Consider the following 15,589-nt stretch of genomic DNA (forward strand, 5'->3'; position numbering starts at 1 on the left):
GCCAAAATCGTCGAATAAGGGCGGCAGACCGCTGGCAACCGGGCATCGCCCAAGGGTGAGATGATGGATACGCAGAACATTCGCATTCGGCTTAAGGCGTTCGACCATCGCCTTCTGGATCAGTCCACGAAGGAGATCGTCAACACCGCCAAGCGCACCGGCGCCCGCGTTTGCGGCCCCGTGCCGCTGCCGACGCGGATCGAGAAGTTTACGGTGCTGCGAGGCCCGCATATCGACAAGAAGTCGCGTGAGCAGTTCGAGATTCGGACGCACAAGCGCCTGCTGGATATCGTCGACCCGACCCCGCAGACCGTGGACGCGCTGATGAAGCTCGACCTCGCTGCCGGCGTCGATGTCGAGATTAAGCTTTAAGGCCCGGGAGTAGCGACAATGCGTACCGGATTAATCGCACAAAAGCTGGGCATGACCCGCGTCTTCAACGATGAAGGCACCCATGTGCCGGTCACCGTTCTGAAGGTCGATGGCTGTCAGGTCGTGGCCGTGCGCACCGAAGATCGGGATGGCTACACCGCCGTCCAGCTCGGTGCGGGCAAGGCGAAGGTGAAGAACGTCTCGAAGGCCAATCGCGCCAATTTCGCGAAGGCCAATGTCGAGCCGCGCAAGAAGGTGGTCGAGTTCCGCGTGTCCGACGACGCGCTGCTGGAGCCTGGTCAGGAGCTGTCGGCCGCCCATTTCGTGGCCGGCCAGATGGTGGATGTCACCGGCACCAGCATCGGCAAGGGCTTCGCCGGCGTCATGAAGCGGCACAATTTCGGCGGCCTGCGGGCAACGCACGGCGTGTCGGTCTCGCACCGCTCGCATGGCTCGACCGGTCAGCGCCAGGATCCCGGCAAGGTCTTCAAGGGTAAGAAGATGGCCGGTCACATGGGCGATGTCCGCGTGACCAAGCAGAATCTGCAGATCGTCGCGACCGACGAGGAACGCGGCCTGATCCTGGTGAAGGGCGCCATTCCCGGCTCCAAGGGCGGTTGGGTTCTGGTGCGCGACGCCGTGAAGGTGAAGCAGCCTGCCGACCTGCCGTTCCCGGCCAAGCTGATCGAGGCGGCCAAGGCTTCGGCCCCGGCGGAAACGCCGGCCGAGACCCCGGCTGAAAATGACGGCGCCGATGCGCCCGAGAACAAGGACTGAGACGATGAAGGTCACGGTCAAGAATCTTGACGCTGCCGACGTCGGCTCGATTGAGCTGAACGAGGCCGTCTTCGGCGGGGATGTCCGCGCCGATCTGCTGTCCCGCGTGATCCACTGGCAGTTGGCCAAGCGCCGCTCCGGCAATCACAAGACCAAGGGCATCAGCGAGATCGCCGGCACCACGAAGAAGCCGTACAAGCAGAAGGGCACCGGTCGTGCCCGCCAGGGCAGCACCCGTTCGCCGCAGTTCCGCGGCGGTGCGACGATCTTCGGCCCGGTCGTGCGCGACCATGGCTACGATCTGCCGAAGAAGGTCCGCAAGCTGGGCCTGAAGTCGGCGCTTGCCGCCAAGGTGAAGGACCAGAAGCTGATCGTCATCGACGACGCCAAGCTGACGGAGCCGAAGACCAAGGCGCTGGCCGCGCATCTTGAGAAGCTCGGCATCACCTCGGCCCTGTTCATCGACGGGTCGGTGGATGCGAACTTCAAGAAGGCGGCTTCGAACCTGATCGGGATCGACGTGCTGCCGCAGATCGGCGCCAACGTGTACGACATCGTTCGTCGCGACACGCTGATCCTGACGAAGAATGCCGTTGAAGCGCTGGAGGCGCGCCTGAAATGAGCAGCCTTAAGCCGCGCAACACCAAAGAGGTGACGCTGAGCAAGGAGCGGATGTACGAGATTATCCGCTCGCCCATCATCACCGAAAAGGCGACCCGTGGGTCGGAGTACAATCAGGTCTCCTTCCGCGTGCCGCTGACCGCCACCAAGCCGGAGATCAAGGTCGCCATCGAGACCCTGTTCGAGGTGAAGGTGACGGACGTGAACACGCTGCGTCAAAAGGGCAAGGTCAAGCGGTTCCGCGGGATCGTCGGCCAGCGCAGCGACGTGAAGAAGGCGATCGTGACCCTCGCCGAGGGCCACTCCATTGACGTGACCACCGGGGTCTGACGCCATGGCACTTAAATCCTTCAAGCCGACGACGCCGTCGCAGCGCGAGCTGGTCATCGTTGACCGCAGCGATCTGTGGAAGGGCAAGCCGGTCAAGACGCTGACCGAAGGCCTGACCAAGTCCGGCGGTCGCAACAATTACGGTCGGATCACGGCCTTCCAGCGCGGCGGCGGTCACAAGCGGACCTACCGTGTCATCGATTTCAAGCGCCGCAAGTTCGACATGCCGGCGACCATCGAGCGTCTGGAATACGACCCGAACCGCACCGCGTTCATCGCCCTCATCAAGTATGAGGATGGCGAGCTGGCCTATATCCTGGCGCCGCAGCGCGTGAAGGCGGGCGATGTGGTCGTCTCCGGCGTGCGCACGGACATCAAGCCGGGCAATGCCGCCCAGTTGCGCTCCATGCCGGTCGGCACGGTGGTGCACAATGTCGAGATGAAGCCGGGCCGTGGCGGCCAGATGGCGCGCTCGGCGGGCAGCTACTGCCAGATCGTCGGTCGCGACGGCGCGGAAGTGGTGCTGCGCCTGGCCTCGGGCGAGCTGCGCAAGGTGCGCGGCGAGTGCATGGCCACGGTAGGTGCGGTGTCGAACCCGGACCAGCAGAACATCAATAAGGGCAAGGCCGGCCGCAATCGCTGGCTCGGTCGCCGCCCGTCGGTTCGTGGCGTGGCGATGAACCCGGTCGACCATCCGCATGGCGGTGGCGAAGGCCGTACGTCGGGTGGCCGTCATCCGGTCACTCCGTGGGGCAAGCCGACCAAGGGTCGCCGCACGCGTAGCAACAAGAAGACCGACGGCCAGATCGTGCGCCGCCGGTATCAGAAGTAAAGGAGAGCAGACGTGGCTCGCTCTGTTTGGAAGGGTCCGTTCGTCGACGGCTACCTTCTCAAGAAGGCGGATAAGACGCGCGCTTCGGGTCGCAACGAGGTCATCAAGATTTGGACCCGTCGCAGCACGATCCTGCCGCAGTTCGTCGGGCTCACCTTTGGCGTGTACAACGGCCAGAAGTTTGTGCCGGTGCTCGTGACCGAGAACATGGTCGGACATAAGTTCGGCGAGTTCTCCCCGAGCCGCACCTTCTACGGCCATGCCGCCGACAAGAAGGCGAAGAGGGGTTAACGATGGGCAAGCAGGCACGCGAACGGGTGCTGGCCGATACCGAGGCGAAGGCGGTGCTGCGCAATCTGCGCGTCAGCCCGCAGAAGCTGAATATCGTGGCCGGGATGATCCGCGGCATGGATTGCGCCAAGGCGCTGAACGCGCTCACCTTCTCCAACCGTCGTATCTCGAACGACGTGCGGAAGGTGCTGCAGTCGGCCATCGCCAATGCGGAGAACAACCATCAGCTTGACGTCGATCGCCTTTATGTGAAGGAAGCGACGGTTGGGCGCGGCCTGGTGATGAAGCGGTTCCACGCCCGTGCGCGTGGCCGTGCATCCCGGATCGAAAAGCCCTTCAGCCACGTGACCATCGTGGTCGGCGAACGCGAGGAGTTGGCGTAATGGGGCAGAAAGTCAATCCGATCGGGCTGCGGCTCGGCATCAACCGCACCTGGGATTCGCGCTGGTTCGCGGATCGCGGTTACGCCGACATGCTGCATGAGGATCTGCGCCTGCGCACCTACCTGCATCAGCGCCTGGCCCAGGCCGGCGTCAGCAAGGTGGTGATCGAGCGCGCGGCCAAGAAGGCCCGCATCACGATCCACAGCGCGCGTCCCGGCGTCGTCATCGGCAAGAAGGGCTCGGACATCGACAAGCTGCGCGCCGACCTGCAGAAGATGACCGGCAACGAGGTCAGCCTGAACATCGTCGAAATCCGCAAGCCGGAGATCGACGCCAGGCTGGTCGCCGAGAGCATCGCTCAGCAGTTGGAGCGCCGCGTCGCCTTCCGCCGCGCCATGAAGCGCGCGGTGCAGTCGGCGATGCGCCTGGGCGCCCAGGGCATCCGCATCAATTGCGGTGGCCGTCTGGGCGGCGCGGAAATCGCGCGGACCGAATGGTATCGCGAGGGCCGCGTGCCCCTGCACACCCTGCGTGCCGATGTCGATTACGGCGTTGCGACGGCGAAGACGACTTATGGCACCTGTGGCGTGAAGGTGTGGGTGTTCAAGGGCGAGATTCTCGGCCACGACCCCTATGCTCACGATAATCGCCAGGGCGACCAGCCCACGGCGACGCGCTGATATCGGCCAGCGGCGACGAACGCGAGAGAGACGGATAGAAAACCATGTTGCAACCGAAGCGGACTAAGTATCGCAAGGCTTTCAAGGGCCGCATCCACGGCCTGGCCAAGGGCGGTACCGCGCTGAACTTCGGCGCGTACGGGCTGAAGGCGATGGAGCCGGAGCGCGTCACCGCGCGCCAGATCGAGGCTGCCCGCCGGGCGATCACGCGCCATATCCGCCGTCAGGGCCGGGTCTGGATCCGCGTGTTCCCGGACGTGCCGGTTTCCAAGAAGCCGGCCGAGGTCCGCCAGGGTAAGGGCAAGGGCACGCCGGAATTCTGGGTGGCGCGCATCAAGCCGGGCCGGATCATGTTCGAGCTGGACGGCGTGCCGCGCGACATCGCGGAGCGTGCTTTCGAACTGGCGGCCGCGAAGCTGCCGATCCGCACTCGTTTCGTTACTCGCTTGGGCGAGGAGGGCTAAAAAATGAAGTCGTCCGACATTCGCGCCAAGAGCGAAGACGAGCTGAAGCAGCAGCTGGTCGACCTTCGCAAGGAGGCGTTCAATCTTCGCTTCCAGAAGGCGAGCGGCCAGCTGGAGAACACCGCGCGGGTCCGCCAGGTGCGTCGCACCATCGCGCAGATCAAGACCATCCTGCAGCAGCGCCAGGTCGGCGCTGGTGCGGCGTGAGCCCGAAACGGTAAGGGCGGGAGTTTAGAAGATGCCGAGGCGTCAATTGCAAGGCACCGTGGTCAGCGATGCGAACGAGAAGACCATCGTCGTACAGGTCGATCGTCGCGTTATGCACCCGGTCTATAAGAAGTTCATCACGCGCTCCAAGAAGTACCACGCGCATGACGAGGAGAATCGGTTCAAGACCGGCGATCTCGTGAAAATCGAGGAATGCCGGCCGATCTCCAAGAATAAGCGCTGGCGCGTCGTTTCAGACGAGCAGGGCGCGGGCGCCTAAGGGATCGAGGACTAGGAAATGATCCAGGTTCAGACAAACCTCGAAGTCGCCGACAATTCCGGCGCGCGACGGGTCCAGTGCATCAAGGTGCTGGGTGGCTCGAAGCGCAAGACCGCTTCGGTCGGCGACGTCATCGTGGTTTCCGTCAAGGAAGCCATCCCGCGCGGTCGCGTGAAGAAGGGTGACGTGCATCGCGCCGTCATCGTGCGCACCGCCAAGGATGTGCGCCGCGCTGACGGCACCGTGATCCGCTTCGACCGCAATGCCGCCGTGCTGCTGAACAAGCAGAACGAGCCCATCGGCACCCGTATCTTCGGCCCGGTGGTTCGCGAGCTGCGCGCCAAGAAGTTCATGAAGATCGTCTCGCTGGCGCCCGAGGTGTTGTGATGGCCGAGAAGTTCAAGATCAAGAAGGGCGACAAGGTCGTCGTCCGCACCGGCAAGGACAAGGGCAAGCAGGGCGAGGTGCTTCGCGTGCTGCGCACCGAGAACCGTGTCCTGGTCCAGGGTGTGAACATGGTGAAGCGCCATCAGCGCCAGAGCCAGACCCAGCAGGGCGGCATCGTCGAGAAGGAAGCGGCGCTCCACATTTCCAATGTGGCGCACATCGACCCGAAGGACGACAAGCCGACCCGCGTGGGTTTCAAGATTCTCGATGATGGCCGCAAGGTGCGCGTTGCGAAGCGCTCCGGCGAAGTCATCGACGCGTGAGGGCAGAGGCAATGACCCGTTTGCGAGAGCATTACGAGACCGTCGTCAAGAAGCGGATGCAGGAGAAGTTTGGCTATGCCAACGACTTCGAGATGCCGCGGATCGACAAGATCGTCATCAATATGGGTGTCGGCGAGGCGGTTCAGGATTCCAAGAAGGTCCAGCAGGCCGCGGCCGAGATGGCGTTGATCGCCGGCCAGAAGCCGGTCGTGACCCGCGCCAAGAACTCGATCGCCGGCTTCAAGCTGCGCGAGGGCATGCCGATCGGCTGCAAGGTTACGCTGCGCCGCGAGCGCATGTACGAATTCCTGGACCGGCTGATCACCGTGGCGCTGCCGCGCGTGCGCGACTTTCGCGGTGTGCCGACCAAGAGTTTCGATGGGCGCGGCAACTATGCGCTGGGCCTGCGTGAGCAGATCGTCTTCCCGGAGATCGACTACGACAAGGTCGACGATATCCGCGGCATGGACATCGTAATCTGCACCACCGCGAAGACCGATGAGGAAGCGCGCGAGCTCCTCGAAGGCTTCAGCATGCCCTTCACGAAGTCCTGACGGGCGGAGGCGAGAGATGGCAAAGAAGAGCGCTATCCAGAAGAACAAACGGCGCGAAAAGCTGGTGGATCAGTACACCGCCAAGCGTGAGCGCCTGAAGGCGATCGCCGACGACGAGGCCCTGCCGATGGAGGAGCGGTTCGCCGCCCGCCTGAAGCTGGCCGCGCTGCCGCGGAATTCGTCTCCGAGCCGTGTGCGCAACCGCTGTGAGGTCTCTGGCCGTCCGCGGGCGTTCTATCGGAGGTTTAAGATGTCGCGCATTGCATTGCGTGATCTGGCCTCGTCCGGGCAAGTCCCGGGCGTCGTCAAGTCGAGCTGGTAAGAGAGGGTCCATCCGATGGCGATGAGCGATCCCTTGGGGGATATGCTGACGCGGATCAGGAACGCGCAGCAGGCGCGCAAGACGAGCTGTCTCAGCCCGTCCTCGCAGCTGCGCATGAATGTCCTGACCGTGTTGCAGAGCGAAGGCTACATCCGCGGTTTCGAAGAGCATGAAACGCGGCCGGGTGTGCGCGAGATCCGCATAGAGCTGAAGTATCACGAGGGCATGCCGGTGATTAAGGAGATATCCCGTATCTCCACGCCGGGCCGCCGGGTCTATTCGAAGATCAAGGAACTGCCGCAGGTCTATAATGGCCTGGGCATCTCGATCCTCTCGACCCCGCGCGGTGTGATGTCCGACCACGAGGCCCGCGCTGCCAATGTTGGCGGCGAGGTCCTCTGCCGGGTCTTCTAAGGGAAGCGGAGAACATCATGTCTCGCGTAGGCAAACACCCGATCCCCGTGCCGAGCGGCGTCGACGTCAAGATCGCCGACGGTGCGATCGTCACCAAGGGCAAGCTGGGGCAGCTGTCGCTGACCCTGGGCCAGGACGTCAATGTCAGCCTTACCGACGGTAAGGTTCTGGTCGAGCCGGCCAATGACGGCAACAAGGCGCGCGCGCTGTGGGGAACCACGCGCAACATCGTGCGCAACATGGTTGTCGGCGTCAGCGAAGGCTGGACCCGGAAGCTGGAAATGACCGGCGTCGGCTATCGCGCCGCCGTCGAGGGCAAGGATTTGGTGCTGAGCCTCGGCTACAGCCACCCGATCCGCTACCCGATCCCGGCTGGCATCGAGATCAAGTGCCCGGTCCCGACCCAGGTCGAGATTTCGGGCGCCGACAAGCAGCAGGTTGGCCAGATTGCGTCGGAAATTCGTGGCTATCGCGGCCCCGAGCCTTATAAGGGCAAGGGCGTGCGGTATGCCGACGAAGTCATCCGTCGCAAAGAAGGCAAGAAGAAGTAACCAAGAGAACGCTAAGGAACCCTCCCATGCGGAAGGCGAAAGAACTTTACGATCGGCGCAAGGCGCGTGTACGCACGCAGCTTCGCAAGGTTGCCACCGGGCGTCCGCGCCTGTCTGTCTTCCGGTCGAGCAAGCAGATTTATGCTCAGATCATCGACGACGCGAAGGGTGTCACCATCGTGGCGGCTTCGACGATCGAGAAGGATATGAAGGGCAAGCTGAAGACCGGCGCCACCACCGAGGCGGCGAAGGAGATCGGCAAGCTGATCGCCGAGCGGGCCTTGAAGGCGGGCGTCGAATCGGTTGTGTTCGACCGCGGAGGCTATATCTATCACGGGCGCGTCAAGGCTCTGGCCGACGCCGCGCGCGAAGCCGGCTTGCAGTTCTAAGCCGACACACGACTATCGGAAGGTCCGAATTATGGCACGTGGGCAGAGAGAAGATCGCGACAATCGCGGTGGCCGGGAGCGGGATCGGGAAGAATCCGATCTGATCGAAAAGCTCGTCGGCATTAACCGTGTCGCCAAGGTGGTGAAGGGCGGGCGTCGCTTCGGCTTCGCAGCGCTGGTCATCGTCGGCGACGGTCGCGGCCGCGTCGGCTTCGGCACGGGCAAGGCCCGCGAGGTGCCGGAATCGATCCGCAAGGCGACGGAGATGGCGCGCCGGACGATGATCCGCGTGCCGCTGCGCGAGGGTCGCACCCTGCATCATGATGTGCATGGCCATTACGGCGCCGGCAATGTCGTGCTGCGGGCGGCCCCCGCCGGTACCGGCATCATCGCCGGTGGCCCGATGCGCGCCATTCTGGAAGCGCTGGGCGTTCAGGACGTGGTGGCCAAGTCGGTCGGCACCTCCAACCCGCACAACATGATCCGCGCCACCTTCGAGGCGCTGAAGATCATCTATTCGCCGCGCCAGGTGGCGTCGCGCCGCGGCAAGCGCGTCTCCGATCTCTTCGTTCGGGGCGACAAGGCCGAGGCCGCCGAGACCGCCGACGCTGGCGTTCAGGAGTAAGCTAGATGGCGACCAAGAAGAAGGCCTCGGCCACCGTCCGCGTCACCCAGACCGGCAGCCCGATCGGCCGCGAGAAGGACCAGCGCGCGACGCTGGTCGGTCTCGGCCTGAACAAGGTAAACCGCACCCGCGAGCTGGAGGATACTCCGGCCGTGCGCGGCATGATCGCCAAGGTTCAGCATCTGGTCCGCGTCGAGCAGGCCTGAGAGAATTTCAGTGGCTCGCCCTAACCGGCGAGCGCCTATGTGGTTGAGAGCGTCGGCTCCGGGAATACGTCATCATGAAGCTTAACGAAATCCGCGACAATGAAGGTGCCCGCAAGGGTCGCAAGCGTCTGGGCCGGGGCATCGGCTCGGGCCTGGGCAAGACCTCGGGCCGGGGCCATAAGGGCCAGGGCGCGCGTACCGGCGTGGCGATCAAGGGCTTCGAGGGCGGGCAGATGCCGCTGGAGCGCCGCGTGCCGAAGCGCGGCTTCAAGAAGCCGTTCCGTGAATTCTTCCAGGTCGTGAATCTGGGCCGCCTGCAGGCCGCCATCGATTCCGGCAAGCTGGACGCCAAGAAGGACATCGACGCCGACGCGCTGGTCGCGGCCGGCCTGGTCCGCAAGGGCGAGAAGGTTCGCCTGCTGGGCAAGGGCGAGCTGACGGCGAAGATCACCATCGCCGTGACCGGCGCCACCAAGGCCGCCATCGAGGCGGTCGAGAAGGCGGGCGGCAAGGTCGTTCTGCCGGAGGCCGCCCCGGCGGCCGGCGAGTAACCGGCCCATGGCCTCCGCCGCGGAGCAACTCGCCTCGCAGATCAATTTCGGCGCTTTCTCGAAGGCGACGGAACTCAAGAAGCGCATCTGGTTCACACTGGGTGCGCTGATTGTGTATCGGCTGGGCACCTACATTCCCATCCCGGGCATCGATCCGGTCATCCTGCAGGAGATTTTCCGCCAGAATTCCGGCGGCATTCTCGGCATGTTCGACATGTTCGCGGGCGGCGCGCTGGGTCGCATGACCATCTTCGCGCTGAACATCATGCCGTATATCTCGGCCTCCATCATCATGCAGCTCATGACGGCCGTTTCGCCGTCCATGGAAGCGCTGAAGAAGGAAGGCGAGAGCGGCCGCAAGAAGATCAATCAATATACCCGCTACCTGACCGTCGTGCTGGCCACGGCGCAGGCTTTCGGCATCGCCGTGGGGCTTGAGGGCATGCAGGGCTCGGCGGGGTCCGCCGTGATCGATCCGGGCTTGATGTTCCGCATCACGGCCGTCATCACGCTGGTGGGCGGCACTGTCTTCCTGATGTGGCTGGGCGAGCAGATCACCGCGCGCGGCGTCGGCAACGGCATCTCGCTGATCATCTTCGCCGGCATCGTGGCCAACCTGCCGACCGCGCTTGCGGGCACGCTGGAACTGGGGCGCACGGGTGCGCTGTCGGCCGCCTTCATCATTCTGCTGCTGGTCGGCGCTGTCGCCGTGATCGCCTTCGTCTGCTTTATGGAGCGGGCGCAGCGCCGGATCATCGTGCAGTATCCCAAGCGCCAGGTCGGCGCCAAGATGTTCGGCGGCGATACCTCGCACCTGCCGCTGAAGATCAATACGGCCGGCGTCATCCCGCCGATCTTCGCCTCCTCGCTGCTGCTGCTGCCGATCACGCTGGCCAATTTCACCGCCGGCCAGGGCCCGTCCTGGATGACCACGATCACCAGCCTGCTCGGCCACGGCCAGCCGCTCTATATGGCGCTGTATATCTTCCTGATCGTGTTCTTCGCCTTCTTCTACACGGCCATCGTGTTCAACCCGGCCGACACGGCGGAGAATCTGCGCAAGTATGGCGGCTTCATCCCGGGCATCCGGCCGGGCAAGAACACGGCCGATTATCTGGACTATGTGCTGACCCGCCTGACCGTTGTCGGCGCCGCCTACCTGGCCGCCGTCTGCATGCTGCCGGAACTGCTGATCAGCCAATATTCCGTGCCGTTCTATTTCGGCGGCACCAGCCTGCTGATCATCGTTTCGGTGACGATGGACACGGTGGGGCAGATCCAGTCGCATCTGCTGGCCCACCAGTATGAGGGACTCATCAAGAAGTCCAAACTACGGGGGAAGAGGGGATGAATCTGATCCTGCTGGGCCCGCCGGGCGCCGGTAAAGGCACCCAGGCGCGCCGTCTCCAGGACAAGCACGGCCTGATCCAGCTGTCGACCGGCGACATGCTGCGCGCGGCGGTTGCCGCCGGCACCGAGGTCGGCCGCAAGGCCAAGGCGATCATGGATGCCGGCCAGCTGGTTTCGGACGATATCATGATCGCCATGATCGCCGACCGCATCGCCCAGCCGGATTGCAAGAACGGCTTCATCCTTGACGGGTTTCCGCGCACCACGGCCCAGGCCGAGGCGCTGGACGCCATGCTGGCGGACAAGGGGCTGAAGCTGGACCATGTGATCGAGATGAAGGTGGACGAGGAAGCGCTGGTCGAGCGCATCACCGGCCGCTTCAGCTGCGCTAAATGCGGCGCCGGCTATCACGATGTTTTTCAGCAGCCGAAGGTCGCCGGTGTGTGCGACCTGTGCGGCTCGACCGAGTTCAAGCGCCGCGACGACGATAATGAAGCGACGGTGCGCGCGCGGCTCGTGGCGTATAACCAGCAGACCGCCCCGATCCTGCCCTACTACCGGCGGATGGGCGTGCTGGAGACGATCGACGGGATGGCCGATATCGATAAGGTCACCCAGGCGATCGAATCGATCATTCGTTGATCGGTATGGGTTGACTCGCGATTGCAGGGCCGTATAATCCGCGCCCTCGGTCGCACGGCTTCCGTACCGTTCGTCATGTCTGAAATCTGGGAACCGCAATGCGGCTCCCGTAAGTTGTGCAAGGAGTAGGCCTCTTGGCGCGTATCGCTGGCGTTAACATTCCGACGCAAAAGCGTGTGGAAATCGCCCTCACCTACATTCACGGCATCGGCCGGACCAAGGCGAAGGATCTGTGCGGCAAGCTGGGCATTCCCGCCGAGCGTCGCGTGAACGAACTGACCGACGACGAGGTTCTGCGCATCCGCGAGACCATCGACGCCGATCATGTGGTCGAGGGCGATCTGCGTCGCCAGACCGCGATGAACATCAAGCGCCTGATGGATCTGGGCTGCTATCGTGGCCTGCGTCATCGCAAGGGCCTGCCGGTCCATGGCCAGCGCACGCACACCAACGCCCGCACCCGCAAGGGTCCGGCACGCCCGATCGCCGGCAAGAAGAAGTAATTTCCATCGGGCTGCCCGACAGGATGGGGCGGCCCGATATCTAACATTGGTAAGGACGCACAGGTTATGGCCAAACAGCCGCAGCAACGCCGCCGCAAGGAGCGCAAGAATATCTCCTCTGGCGTCGCGCATGTGAACGCCTCCTTCAACAACACGATGATCACGATCAGCGATGCCCAGGGCAACGCCATCTCGTGGTCGTCGTCGGGCATGATGGGCTTCAAGGGGTCGCGCAAATCGACTCCCTACGCCGCCCAGGTCGCTGCCGAGGATGCCGGCCGCAAGGCGATGGACCACGGCATGCGCACCCTCGATGTCGAGGTGAAGGGGCCGGGCTCCGGGCGTGAATCCGCTCTGCGGGCCCTTCAGTCGATTGGCTTCACCGTCCTGTCAATCCGCGACGTGACGCCGATTCCGCACAATGGCTGTCGTCCGCCGAAGCGTCGGCGCGTCTGACCCGGGTCGTCAGCCGGCGGATTTTTTCTCCGGACGTCCTGCCGCAGCCGGCTCGAATCCATGGGTCGGCTGCTCTGAATTTGAAGAATGGGATGTCCGCTTATGCCTATTACCCGTGAGGTCGCTTCCGTGATCCAGAAGAACTGGCAAGCACTGATCAAACCGAACAAGCTCGACGTCCAGGCTGGCGGCGATCCGGAACGGCTGGCCACCATCGTCGCGGAGCCGTTGGAGCGTGGCTTCGGCCTGACGCTCGGCAACGCGCTACGTCGCGTGCTGCTTTCCTCGCTGCAGGGTGCCGCCGTCACCGCGATCCAGGTCGATGGCGTGCTGCATGAATTCTCCTCGATCCCCGGCGTTCGCGAGGATGTCACCGACATCGTGCTGAACATCAAGGGGCTGGCGCTGCGCATGCACGCCGAGGGGCCGAAGAAGATGCGCCTGCGCGTCAATGGCCCGGCCGAGGTGACCGCCGGCATGATCGAAACCGGCGCCGACATCGAGGTGATGAACCCCGATCTGCACATCTGCACCCTCGACGCCGAAGCCCGGCTGACGATGGAGCTGACGGTGGAGACCGGCAAGGGCTACGTTGCCGCTTCGGCCAACCGGCCGGAAGACGCGCCGATCGGCCTGATCCCGGTCGACGCCATCTTCAGCCCGGTGCGCAAGGTCTCCTACAAGGTGGAGAATACCCGCGTCGGCCAGACCACTGACTACGACAAGCTGTCGATGGTGGTCGAGACCAACGGCGTGGTGACCCCGGAGGATTCGGTGGCCCTGGCCGCGCGCATCCTGCAGGACCAGTTGCAGCTCTTCATCAATTTCGAGGAGCCGCAGGCGCGCAGCGACGACGATCAACCGTCCGAGCTGCCGTTCAACAAGAACCTGCTGCGCAAGGTGGACGAGCTGGAATTGTCCGTCCGCTCGGCCAACTGCCTGAAGAACGACAATATCGTCTATATCGGCGACCTGGTTCAGAAGACCGAGGCCGAAATGCTGCGGACCCCGAACTTCGGCCGCAAATCCTTGAACGAGATCAAGGAAGTGCTGTCGCAGATGGGGCTGCATCTGGGCATGGAAATCCCGAACTGGCCGCCGGAGAACATCGAAGAGCTGGCGAAGCGTCTCGAAGAGCCGTACTGAGCCATCTTAAGGACTTGTGTTGCAAGCCGGCTGGGTTTAAACCCCGGTCGCATGAATTGAAGGGGCGGCCCAGCGGCCGCCGCCAGGGAGTTTAAGAGATGCGTCACGGTATGAGCGGCCGCAAGCTGAACCGCACTTCGTCTCACCGCAAGGCCATGTTCAGCAACATGGCGGCGGCCTTGATCAAGCACGAGCAGATCAAGACCACGCTGCCGAAGGCGAAGGATCTGCGTCCCGTCGTCGAGAAGCTGATCACGCTGGGCAAGCGCGGCGGCATCCATGCCCGTCGCCAGGTTTTCGCCTTTCTGCGCGACGATGCGACGACGGCCAAGCTGTTCGAGACGCTGGGCCAGCGCTACGCCGACCGCCAGGGCGGCTACACCCGCGTGCTGAAGGCCGGCTTCCGCTATGGCGACGCCGCCCCGATGGCCGTTATCGAGCTGGTCGACCGCGACACCAGCGCGAAGGGCCAGGACAGCGGCCCGGTGCAGGTCAACGAAGACGAGATGGCGTCCGCAGCCGCCTAAAGACGGCCGGTTTCGGCGAAGGAACGAGGGCGCCCGGCAGGGCGCCCTTTTCGTTTTCACTCGGTGCGGCGGACGGGTTTCGGCAAGTCGGCGAGTATTTTCTGCCGGACGCGCTCAAACAGGTCGGCTGGAAGGGAGCCGAAGACGAAGGGGCCTTGCGCGCTTCTGGATATCGGCCGCAAATCCGGCCCCGGCCAGCGAAAGATGTTGGCTTCCGTCGTCACGATCCAGCTTTGCCGATCGTCGAGACCGAGATGCCGCTTGACGGACGGTGGGATTTCAACGGCGCCGCCTGGCGTCGGCGATGCGTGGGTTATCGGCAATACCAGCACTTCGATCGCTTCTGCCGTCATGCGATGTGCGGCGACGATGGCCACGGGCCTGTCCTTGATGCCTTCCTCCCGGCCGACATCGTGTTCATGGCTCCAGAGATAGGAATAGCCGATGATTTGGCCGATCTTCGGCGGCGGGACGGTTCCCCTCTTCGGTTCCCTCATTGAATGTCGTCGACTAGATACCGATCCTCTTCGGGAATTTCCGCTTCCTCGATTGCCGAGATCCAATGCGCCGGCAGATCTTTCGTCAGGACCACCTGCCGGTCCCGCCGCTTCAGCCGTTCGAATTCATCGATGCTGATCACCACGACCGAGGGGCGGTTGTGCTTCTTAATCACCACCGGCTCCTTCAGCGCCTTGTCATGATAGCGCCCGAAATGCTTCTGAAACTCCGAGGCGGTTATGGCGTCGCCCATGATCGAAATCCTCATAATCCGGAAAATGCATCTTTTCAGGATATCGGGTGGAAGGGAAAGGATGCAAGAACCGAGGGGAAGGCGACGCCGCCTCTTCGCAATACGCTACCGTAGCGCTACATAATCTCCATGCGTCAGATACTCCCGCTCCTCACCATCCTCATGCTCGCGCTTGGCGGGCCGGCCGCAGCGCAGCAGCGGGCGGTGCCGCCGGATGCGCAGACGCTGCGCTATTCCTTCTCGCCGCTGGTGAAGCAGGCGGCCCCGGCGGTGGTGAACATCTTCACCCGCAAGGTGGTGCAGAACCAGCTTTCGCCGCTGCTGAACGACCCCTTCTTCAAGCGCTTCTTCGGGGACAGTTTCGGCGCCGGCATCCCGCGCGAGCGGGTGCAGAACTCGCTTGGCTCCGGCGTCATCGTGCGCGGCGACGGGCTGATCGTCACCAACCATCATGTCATCGAGGGGGCGGACGAGATTCGCGTCGTGCTGGCCGACCGGCGCGAATTCCCCGCCACGCTGGTGTTCGATGAGGAGCGCACTGACCTCGCCATCCTGCGCATCGATCCCGGCAAGGAGACGCTGCCGGCACTGGAGCTGGGCGATAGCGACCGGGTGGAGGTGGGCGATCTGGTGCTGGCCATCGGCAACCCGTTCG

Annotated in this window: 30 protein-coding genes; 28 read left to right on the forward strand and 2 right to left on the reverse strand. The window is 63.7% G+C overall.

The features are described from left to right. Window positions 1–63: 63 nt before the first annotated feature. The 27 genes from rpsJ (at window position 64) to rplQ (ending at window position 14,183) form a co-directional block, all read left to right on the forward strand. Window positions 64–372 carry a 30S ribosomal protein S10 gene (gene rpsJ, locus AUP43_RS16670; protein WP_067559812.1) on the forward strand — a complete coding sequence of 103 codons (309 nt, stop codon included), beginning with the start codon at window positions 64–66 and terminating at the stop codon, window positions 370–372. An 18-nt stretch (window positions 373–390) separates the two neighbouring features. Then, window positions 391–1,149: a 50S ribosomal protein L3 gene (gene rplC, locus AUP43_RS16675; protein ID WP_067559755.1), complete on the forward strand. Its 759-nt coding sequence runs from the start codon at window positions 391–393 to the stop codon at window positions 1,147–1,149. 4 nt (window positions 1,150–1,153) lie between these two features. After that, complete coding sequence (gene rplD, locus AUP43_RS16680; RefSeq protein ID WP_067559757.1) at window positions 1,154–1,771, forward strand: 50S ribosomal protein L4; 618 nt, start codon at window positions 1,154–1,156, stop codon at window positions 1,769–1,771. Continuing rightward, window positions 1,768–2,100, forward strand: a complete 333-nt coding sequence (locus AUP43_RS16685; protein ID WP_067559759.1) for a 50S ribosomal protein L23 — start codon at window positions 1,768–1,770, stop codon at window positions 2,098–2,100. Before rplD ends, AUP43_RS16685 begins: the two co-directional genes overlap by 4 nt. Window positions 2,101–2,104: 4 nt before the next feature. Next, on the forward strand, window positions 2,105–2,932 hold the full coding sequence (rplB, locus tag AUP43_RS16690) for a 50S ribosomal protein L2 (protein ID WP_067559761.1): 828 nt from the start codon (window positions 2,105–2,107) through the stop codon (window positions 2,930–2,932). Between the two features lie 12 nt (window positions 2,933–2,944). Beyond that, the gene (gene rpsS / locus AUP43_RS16695; RefSeq protein WP_067559763.1) at window positions 2,945–3,223 is read left to right on the forward strand and encodes a 30S ribosomal protein S19; all 279 of its coding nucleotides are present in this window, start codon (window positions 2,945–2,947) and stop codon (window positions 3,221–3,223) included. Window positions 3,224–3,225: 2 nt separating this feature from the next. Next, window positions 3,226–3,606, forward strand: coding sequence for a 50S ribosomal protein L22 (rplV, locus tag AUP43_RS16700; protein ID WP_067559765.1), 381 nt, complete (start codon window positions 3,226–3,228; stop codon window positions 3,604–3,606). Further along, complete coding sequence (gene rpsC / locus AUP43_RS16705) at window positions 3,606–4,286, forward strand: 30S ribosomal protein S3 (protein WP_067559767.1); 681 nt, start codon at window positions 3,606–3,608, stop codon at window positions 4,284–4,286. The genes rplV and rpsC overlap by 1 nt, the downstream gene beginning before the upstream one ends. 44 nt (window positions 4,287–4,330) lie before the next feature. Further along, on the forward strand, window positions 4,331–4,750 hold the full coding sequence (gene rplP, locus AUP43_RS16710; RefSeq protein ID WP_067559769.1) for a 50S ribosomal protein L16: 420 nt from the start codon (window positions 4,331–4,333) through the stop codon (window positions 4,748–4,750). Window positions 4,751–4,753: 3 nt separating this feature from the next. After that, window positions 4,754–4,957, forward strand: coding sequence for a 50S ribosomal protein L29 (gene rpmC, locus AUP43_RS16715; protein WP_067559771.1), 204 nt, complete (start codon window positions 4,754–4,756; stop codon window positions 4,955–4,957). Between the two features lie 31 nt (window positions 4,958–4,988). After that, window positions 4,989–5,237, forward strand: coding sequence for a 30S ribosomal protein S17 (gene rpsQ, locus AUP43_RS16720; protein ID WP_067559773.1), 249 nt, complete (start codon window positions 4,989–4,991; stop codon window positions 5,235–5,237). Window positions 5,238–5,255: 18 nt separating this feature from the next. Continuing rightward, entirely contained in the window at window positions 5,256–5,624 is a 369-nt protein-coding gene (rplN, locus tag AUP43_RS16725) for a 50S ribosomal protein L14 (RefSeq protein ID WP_067559775.1), read from the forward strand. After that, a complete protein-coding gene (gene rplX / locus AUP43_RS16730) occupies window positions 5,624–5,947 on the forward strand; it encodes a 50S ribosomal protein L24 (protein WP_067559777.1) in 324 nt (107 codons plus the stop codon). The genes rplN and rplX overlap by 1 nt, the downstream gene beginning before the upstream one ends. An 11-nt stretch (window positions 5,948–5,958) precedes the next feature. After that, complete coding sequence (gene rplE, locus AUP43_RS16735) at window positions 5,959–6,501, forward strand: 50S ribosomal protein L5 (protein WP_067559779.1); 543 nt, start codon at window positions 5,959–5,961, stop codon at window positions 6,499–6,501. 16 nt (window positions 6,502–6,517) lie between these two features. Beyond that, window positions 6,518–6,823: a 30S ribosomal protein S14 gene (gene rpsN / locus AUP43_RS16740; RefSeq protein WP_067559781.1), complete on the forward strand. Its 306-nt coding sequence runs from the start codon at window positions 6,518–6,520 to the stop codon at window positions 6,821–6,823. A gap of 15 nt (window positions 6,824–6,838) precedes the next feature. After that, complete coding sequence (gene rpsH, locus AUP43_RS16745) at window positions 6,839–7,237, forward strand: 30S ribosomal protein S8 (RefSeq protein WP_067559783.1); 399 nt, start codon at window positions 6,839–6,841, stop codon at window positions 7,235–7,237. Between the two features lie 17 nt (window positions 7,238–7,254). Next, entirely contained in the window at window positions 7,255–7,788 is a 534-nt protein-coding gene (rplF, locus tag AUP43_RS16750) for a 50S ribosomal protein L6 (protein ID WP_067559785.1), read from the forward strand. A 26-nt stretch (window positions 7,789–7,814) separates the two neighbouring features. After that, window positions 7,815–8,177: a 50S ribosomal protein L18 gene (gene rplR, locus AUP43_RS16755; protein ID WP_067559787.1), complete on the forward strand. Its 363-nt coding sequence runs from the start codon at window positions 7,815–7,817 to the stop codon at window positions 8,175–8,177. A 31-nt stretch (window positions 8,178–8,208) separates the two neighbouring features. Further along, window positions 8,209–8,802, forward strand: a complete 594-nt coding sequence (gene rpsE, locus AUP43_RS16760; protein WP_067559789.1) for a 30S ribosomal protein S5 — start codon at window positions 8,209–8,211, stop codon at window positions 8,800–8,802. A gap of 5 nt (window positions 8,803–8,807) precedes the next feature. Beyond that, window positions 8,808–9,008: a 50S ribosomal protein L30 gene (rpmD, locus tag AUP43_RS16765; protein ID WP_067559791.1), complete on the forward strand. Its 201-nt coding sequence runs from the start codon at window positions 8,808–8,810 to the stop codon at window positions 9,006–9,008. 74 nt (window positions 9,009–9,082) lie between these two features. Beyond that, window positions 9,083–9,559, forward strand: a complete 477-nt coding sequence (gene rplO, locus AUP43_RS16770; RefSeq protein WP_067559793.1) for a 50S ribosomal protein L15 — start codon at window positions 9,083–9,085, stop codon at window positions 9,557–9,559. 7 nt (window positions 9,560–9,566) lie between these two features. Continuing rightward, a complete protein-coding gene (gene secY / locus AUP43_RS16775) occupies window positions 9,567–10,910 on the forward strand; it encodes a preprotein translocase subunit SecY (RefSeq protein WP_067559795.1) in 1,344 nt (447 codons plus the stop codon). Next, entirely contained in the window at window positions 10,907–11,551 is a 645-nt protein-coding gene (locus tag AUP43_RS16780; protein ID WP_067559797.1) for an adenylate kinase, read from the forward strand. The genes secY and AUP43_RS16780 overlap by 4 nt, the downstream gene beginning before the upstream one ends. 134 nt (window positions 11,552–11,685) lie before the next feature. Continuing rightward, a complete protein-coding gene (rpsM, locus tag AUP43_RS16785; RefSeq protein WP_067559799.1) occupies window positions 11,686–12,054 on the forward strand; it encodes a 30S ribosomal protein S13 in 369 nt (122 codons plus the stop codon). A 66-nt stretch (window positions 12,055–12,120) separates the two neighbouring features. Further along, on the forward strand, window positions 12,121–12,510 hold the full coding sequence (gene rpsK / locus AUP43_RS16790) for a 30S ribosomal protein S11 (RefSeq protein WP_067559805.1): 390 nt from the start codon (window positions 12,121–12,123) through the stop codon (window positions 12,508–12,510). Window positions 12,511–12,639: 129 nt separating this feature from the next. Continuing rightward, window positions 12,640–13,656 carry a DNA-directed RNA polymerase subunit alpha gene (locus AUP43_RS16795; RefSeq protein WP_067559814.1) on the forward strand — a complete coding sequence of 339 codons (1,017 nt, stop codon included), beginning with the start codon at window positions 12,640–12,642 and terminating at the stop codon, window positions 13,654–13,656. Between the two features lie 98 nt (window positions 13,657–13,754). Next, the gene (rplQ, locus tag AUP43_RS16800) at window positions 13,755–14,183 is read left to right on the forward strand and encodes a 50S ribosomal protein L17 (protein ID WP_067559807.1); all 429 of its coding nucleotides are present in this window, start codon (window positions 13,755–13,757) and stop codon (window positions 14,181–14,183) included. A 56-nt stretch (window positions 14,184–14,239) separates the two neighbouring features. Here the strand turns inward: rplQ and AUP43_RS16805 are convergent, their stop codons facing one another. Both AUP43_RS16805 and AUP43_RS16810 read right to left on the reverse strand, forming a co-directional pair. Then, entirely contained in the window at window positions 14,240–14,680 is a 441-nt protein-coding gene (locus tag AUP43_RS16805; protein ID WP_067559808.1) for a hypothetical protein, read from the reverse strand. Beyond that, window positions 14,677–14,934 carry a type II toxin-antitoxin system Phd/YefM family antitoxin gene (locus tag AUP43_RS16810; RefSeq protein ID WP_067559810.1) on the reverse strand — a complete coding sequence of 86 codons (258 nt, stop codon included), beginning with the start codon at window positions 14,932–14,934 and terminating at the stop codon, window positions 14,677–14,679. Before AUP43_RS16810 ends, AUP43_RS16805 begins: the two co-directional genes overlap by 4 nt. A 129-nt stretch (window positions 14,935–15,063) precedes the next feature. On the opposite strand from AUP43_RS16810, the gene AUP43_RS16815 reads away from it, so the two are divergent. Beyond that, the coding region (locus AUP43_RS16815) for a trypsin-like peptidase domain-containing protein (RefSeq protein WP_198154952.1) at window positions 15,064–15,589 on the forward strand (526 nt) is incomplete at its 3' end.

This window comes from Oceanibaculum pacificum, from assembly GCF_001618175.1.
Classification (GTDB): Bacteria; Pseudomonadota; Alphaproteobacteria; order Oceanibaculales; family Oceanibaculaceae; genus Oceanibaculum; species Oceanibaculum pacificum.

What these genes read in the sequence shown, in the direction of transcription:
- secY (WP_067559795.1), top strand. Translation starts at nt 9,567, where the DNA reads ATGGCCTCCGCCGCGGAGCAACTCGCCTCGCAGATCAATTTCGGCGCT.
- AUP43_RS16780 (WP_067559797.1), top strand. Translation starts at nt 10,907, where the DNA reads ATGAATCTGATCCTGCTGGGCCCGCCGGGCGCCGGTAAAGGCACCCAG.
- rplD (WP_067559757.1), top strand. Translation starts at nt 1,154, where the DNA reads ATGAAGGTCACGGTCAAGAATCTTGACGCTGCCGACGTCGGCTCGATT.
- AUP43_RS16810 (WP_067559810.1), bottom strand. Translation starts at nt 14,934, where the DNA reads ATGGGCGACGCCATAACCGCCTCGGAGTTTCAGAAGCATTTCGGGCGC.
- rplR (WP_067559787.1), top strand. Translation starts at nt 7,815, where the DNA reads ATGCGGAAGGCGAAAGAACTTTACGATCGGCGCAAGGCGCGTGTACGC.
- AUP43_RS16685 (WP_067559759.1), top strand. Translation starts at nt 1,768, where the DNA reads ATGAGCAGCCTTAAGCCGCGCAACACCAAAGAGGTGACGCTGAGCAAG.
- rpsJ (WP_067559812.1), top strand. Translation starts at nt 64, where the DNA reads ATGGATACGCAGAACATTCGCATTCGGCTTAAGGCGTTCGACCATCGC.
- rplE (WP_067559779.1), top strand. Translation starts at nt 5,959, where the DNA reads ATGACCCGTTTGCGAGAGCATTACGAGACCGTCGTCAAGAAGCGGATG.
- rplV (WP_067559765.1), top strand. Translation starts at nt 3,226, where the DNA reads ATGGGCAAGCAGGCACGCGAACGGGTGCTGGCCGATACCGAGGCGAAG.
- rplB (WP_067559761.1), top strand. Translation starts at nt 2,105, where the DNA reads ATGGCACTTAAATCCTTCAAGCCGACGACGCCGTCGCAGCGCGAGCTG.
- rplF (WP_067559785.1), top strand. Translation starts at nt 7,255, where the DNA reads ATGTCTCGCGTAGGCAAACACCCGATCCCCGTGCCGAGCGGCGTCGAC.
- rplC (WP_067559755.1), top strand. Translation starts at nt 391, where the DNA reads ATGCGTACCGGATTAATCGCACAAAAGCTGGGCATGACCCGCGTCTTC.
- rpsC (WP_067559767.1), top strand. Translation starts at nt 3,606, where the DNA reads ATGGGGCAGAAAGTCAATCCGATCGGGCTGCGGCTCGGCATCAACCGC.
- rpmD (WP_067559791.1), top strand. Translation starts at nt 8,808, where the DNA reads ATGGCGACCAAGAAGAAGGCCTCGGCCACCGTCCGCGTCACCCAGACC.
- rplQ (WP_067559807.1), top strand. Translation starts at nt 13,755, where the DNA reads ATGCGTCACGGTATGAGCGGCCGCAAGCTGAACCGCACTTCGTCTCAC.
- rpsH (WP_067559783.1), top strand. Translation starts at nt 6,839, where the DNA reads ATGGCGATGAGCGATCCCTTGGGGGATATGCTGACGCGGATCAGGAAC.
- rpmC (WP_067559771.1), top strand. Translation starts at nt 4,754, where the DNA reads ATGAAGTCGTCCGACATTCGCGCCAAGAGCGAAGACGAGCTGAAGCAG.
- rpsE (WP_067559789.1), top strand. Translation starts at nt 8,209, where the DNA reads ATGGCACGTGGGCAGAGAGAAGATCGCGACAATCGCGGTGGCCGGGAG.
- AUP43_RS16805 (WP_067559808.1), bottom strand. Translation starts at nt 14,680, where the DNA reads ATGAGGGAACCGAAGAGGGGAACCGTCCCGCCGCCGAAGATCGGCCAA.
- rpsK (WP_067559805.1), top strand. Translation starts at nt 12,121, where the DNA reads ATGGCCAAACAGCCGCAGCAACGCCGCCGCAAGGAGCGCAAGAATATC.
- rplN (WP_067559775.1), top strand. Translation starts at nt 5,256, where the DNA reads ATGATCCAGGTTCAGACAAACCTCGAAGTCGCCGACAATTCCGGCGCG.
- rplO (WP_067559793.1), top strand. Translation starts at nt 9,083, where the DNA reads ATGAAGCTTAACGAAATCCGCGACAATGAAGGTGCCCGCAAGGGTCGC.
- rpsN (WP_067559781.1), top strand. Translation starts at nt 6,518, where the DNA reads ATGGCAAAGAAGAGCGCTATCCAGAAGAACAAACGGCGCGAAAAGCTG.
- rplX (WP_067559777.1), top strand. Translation starts at nt 5,624, where the DNA reads ATGGCCGAGAAGTTCAAGATCAAGAAGGGCGACAAGGTCGTCGTCCGC.
- rpsQ (WP_067559773.1), top strand. Translation starts at nt 4,989, where the DNA reads ATGCCGAGGCGTCAATTGCAAGGCACCGTGGTCAGCGATGCGAACGAG.
- rplP (WP_067559769.1), top strand. Translation starts at nt 4,331, where the DNA reads ATGTTGCAACCGAAGCGGACTAAGTATCGCAAGGCTTTCAAGGGCCGC.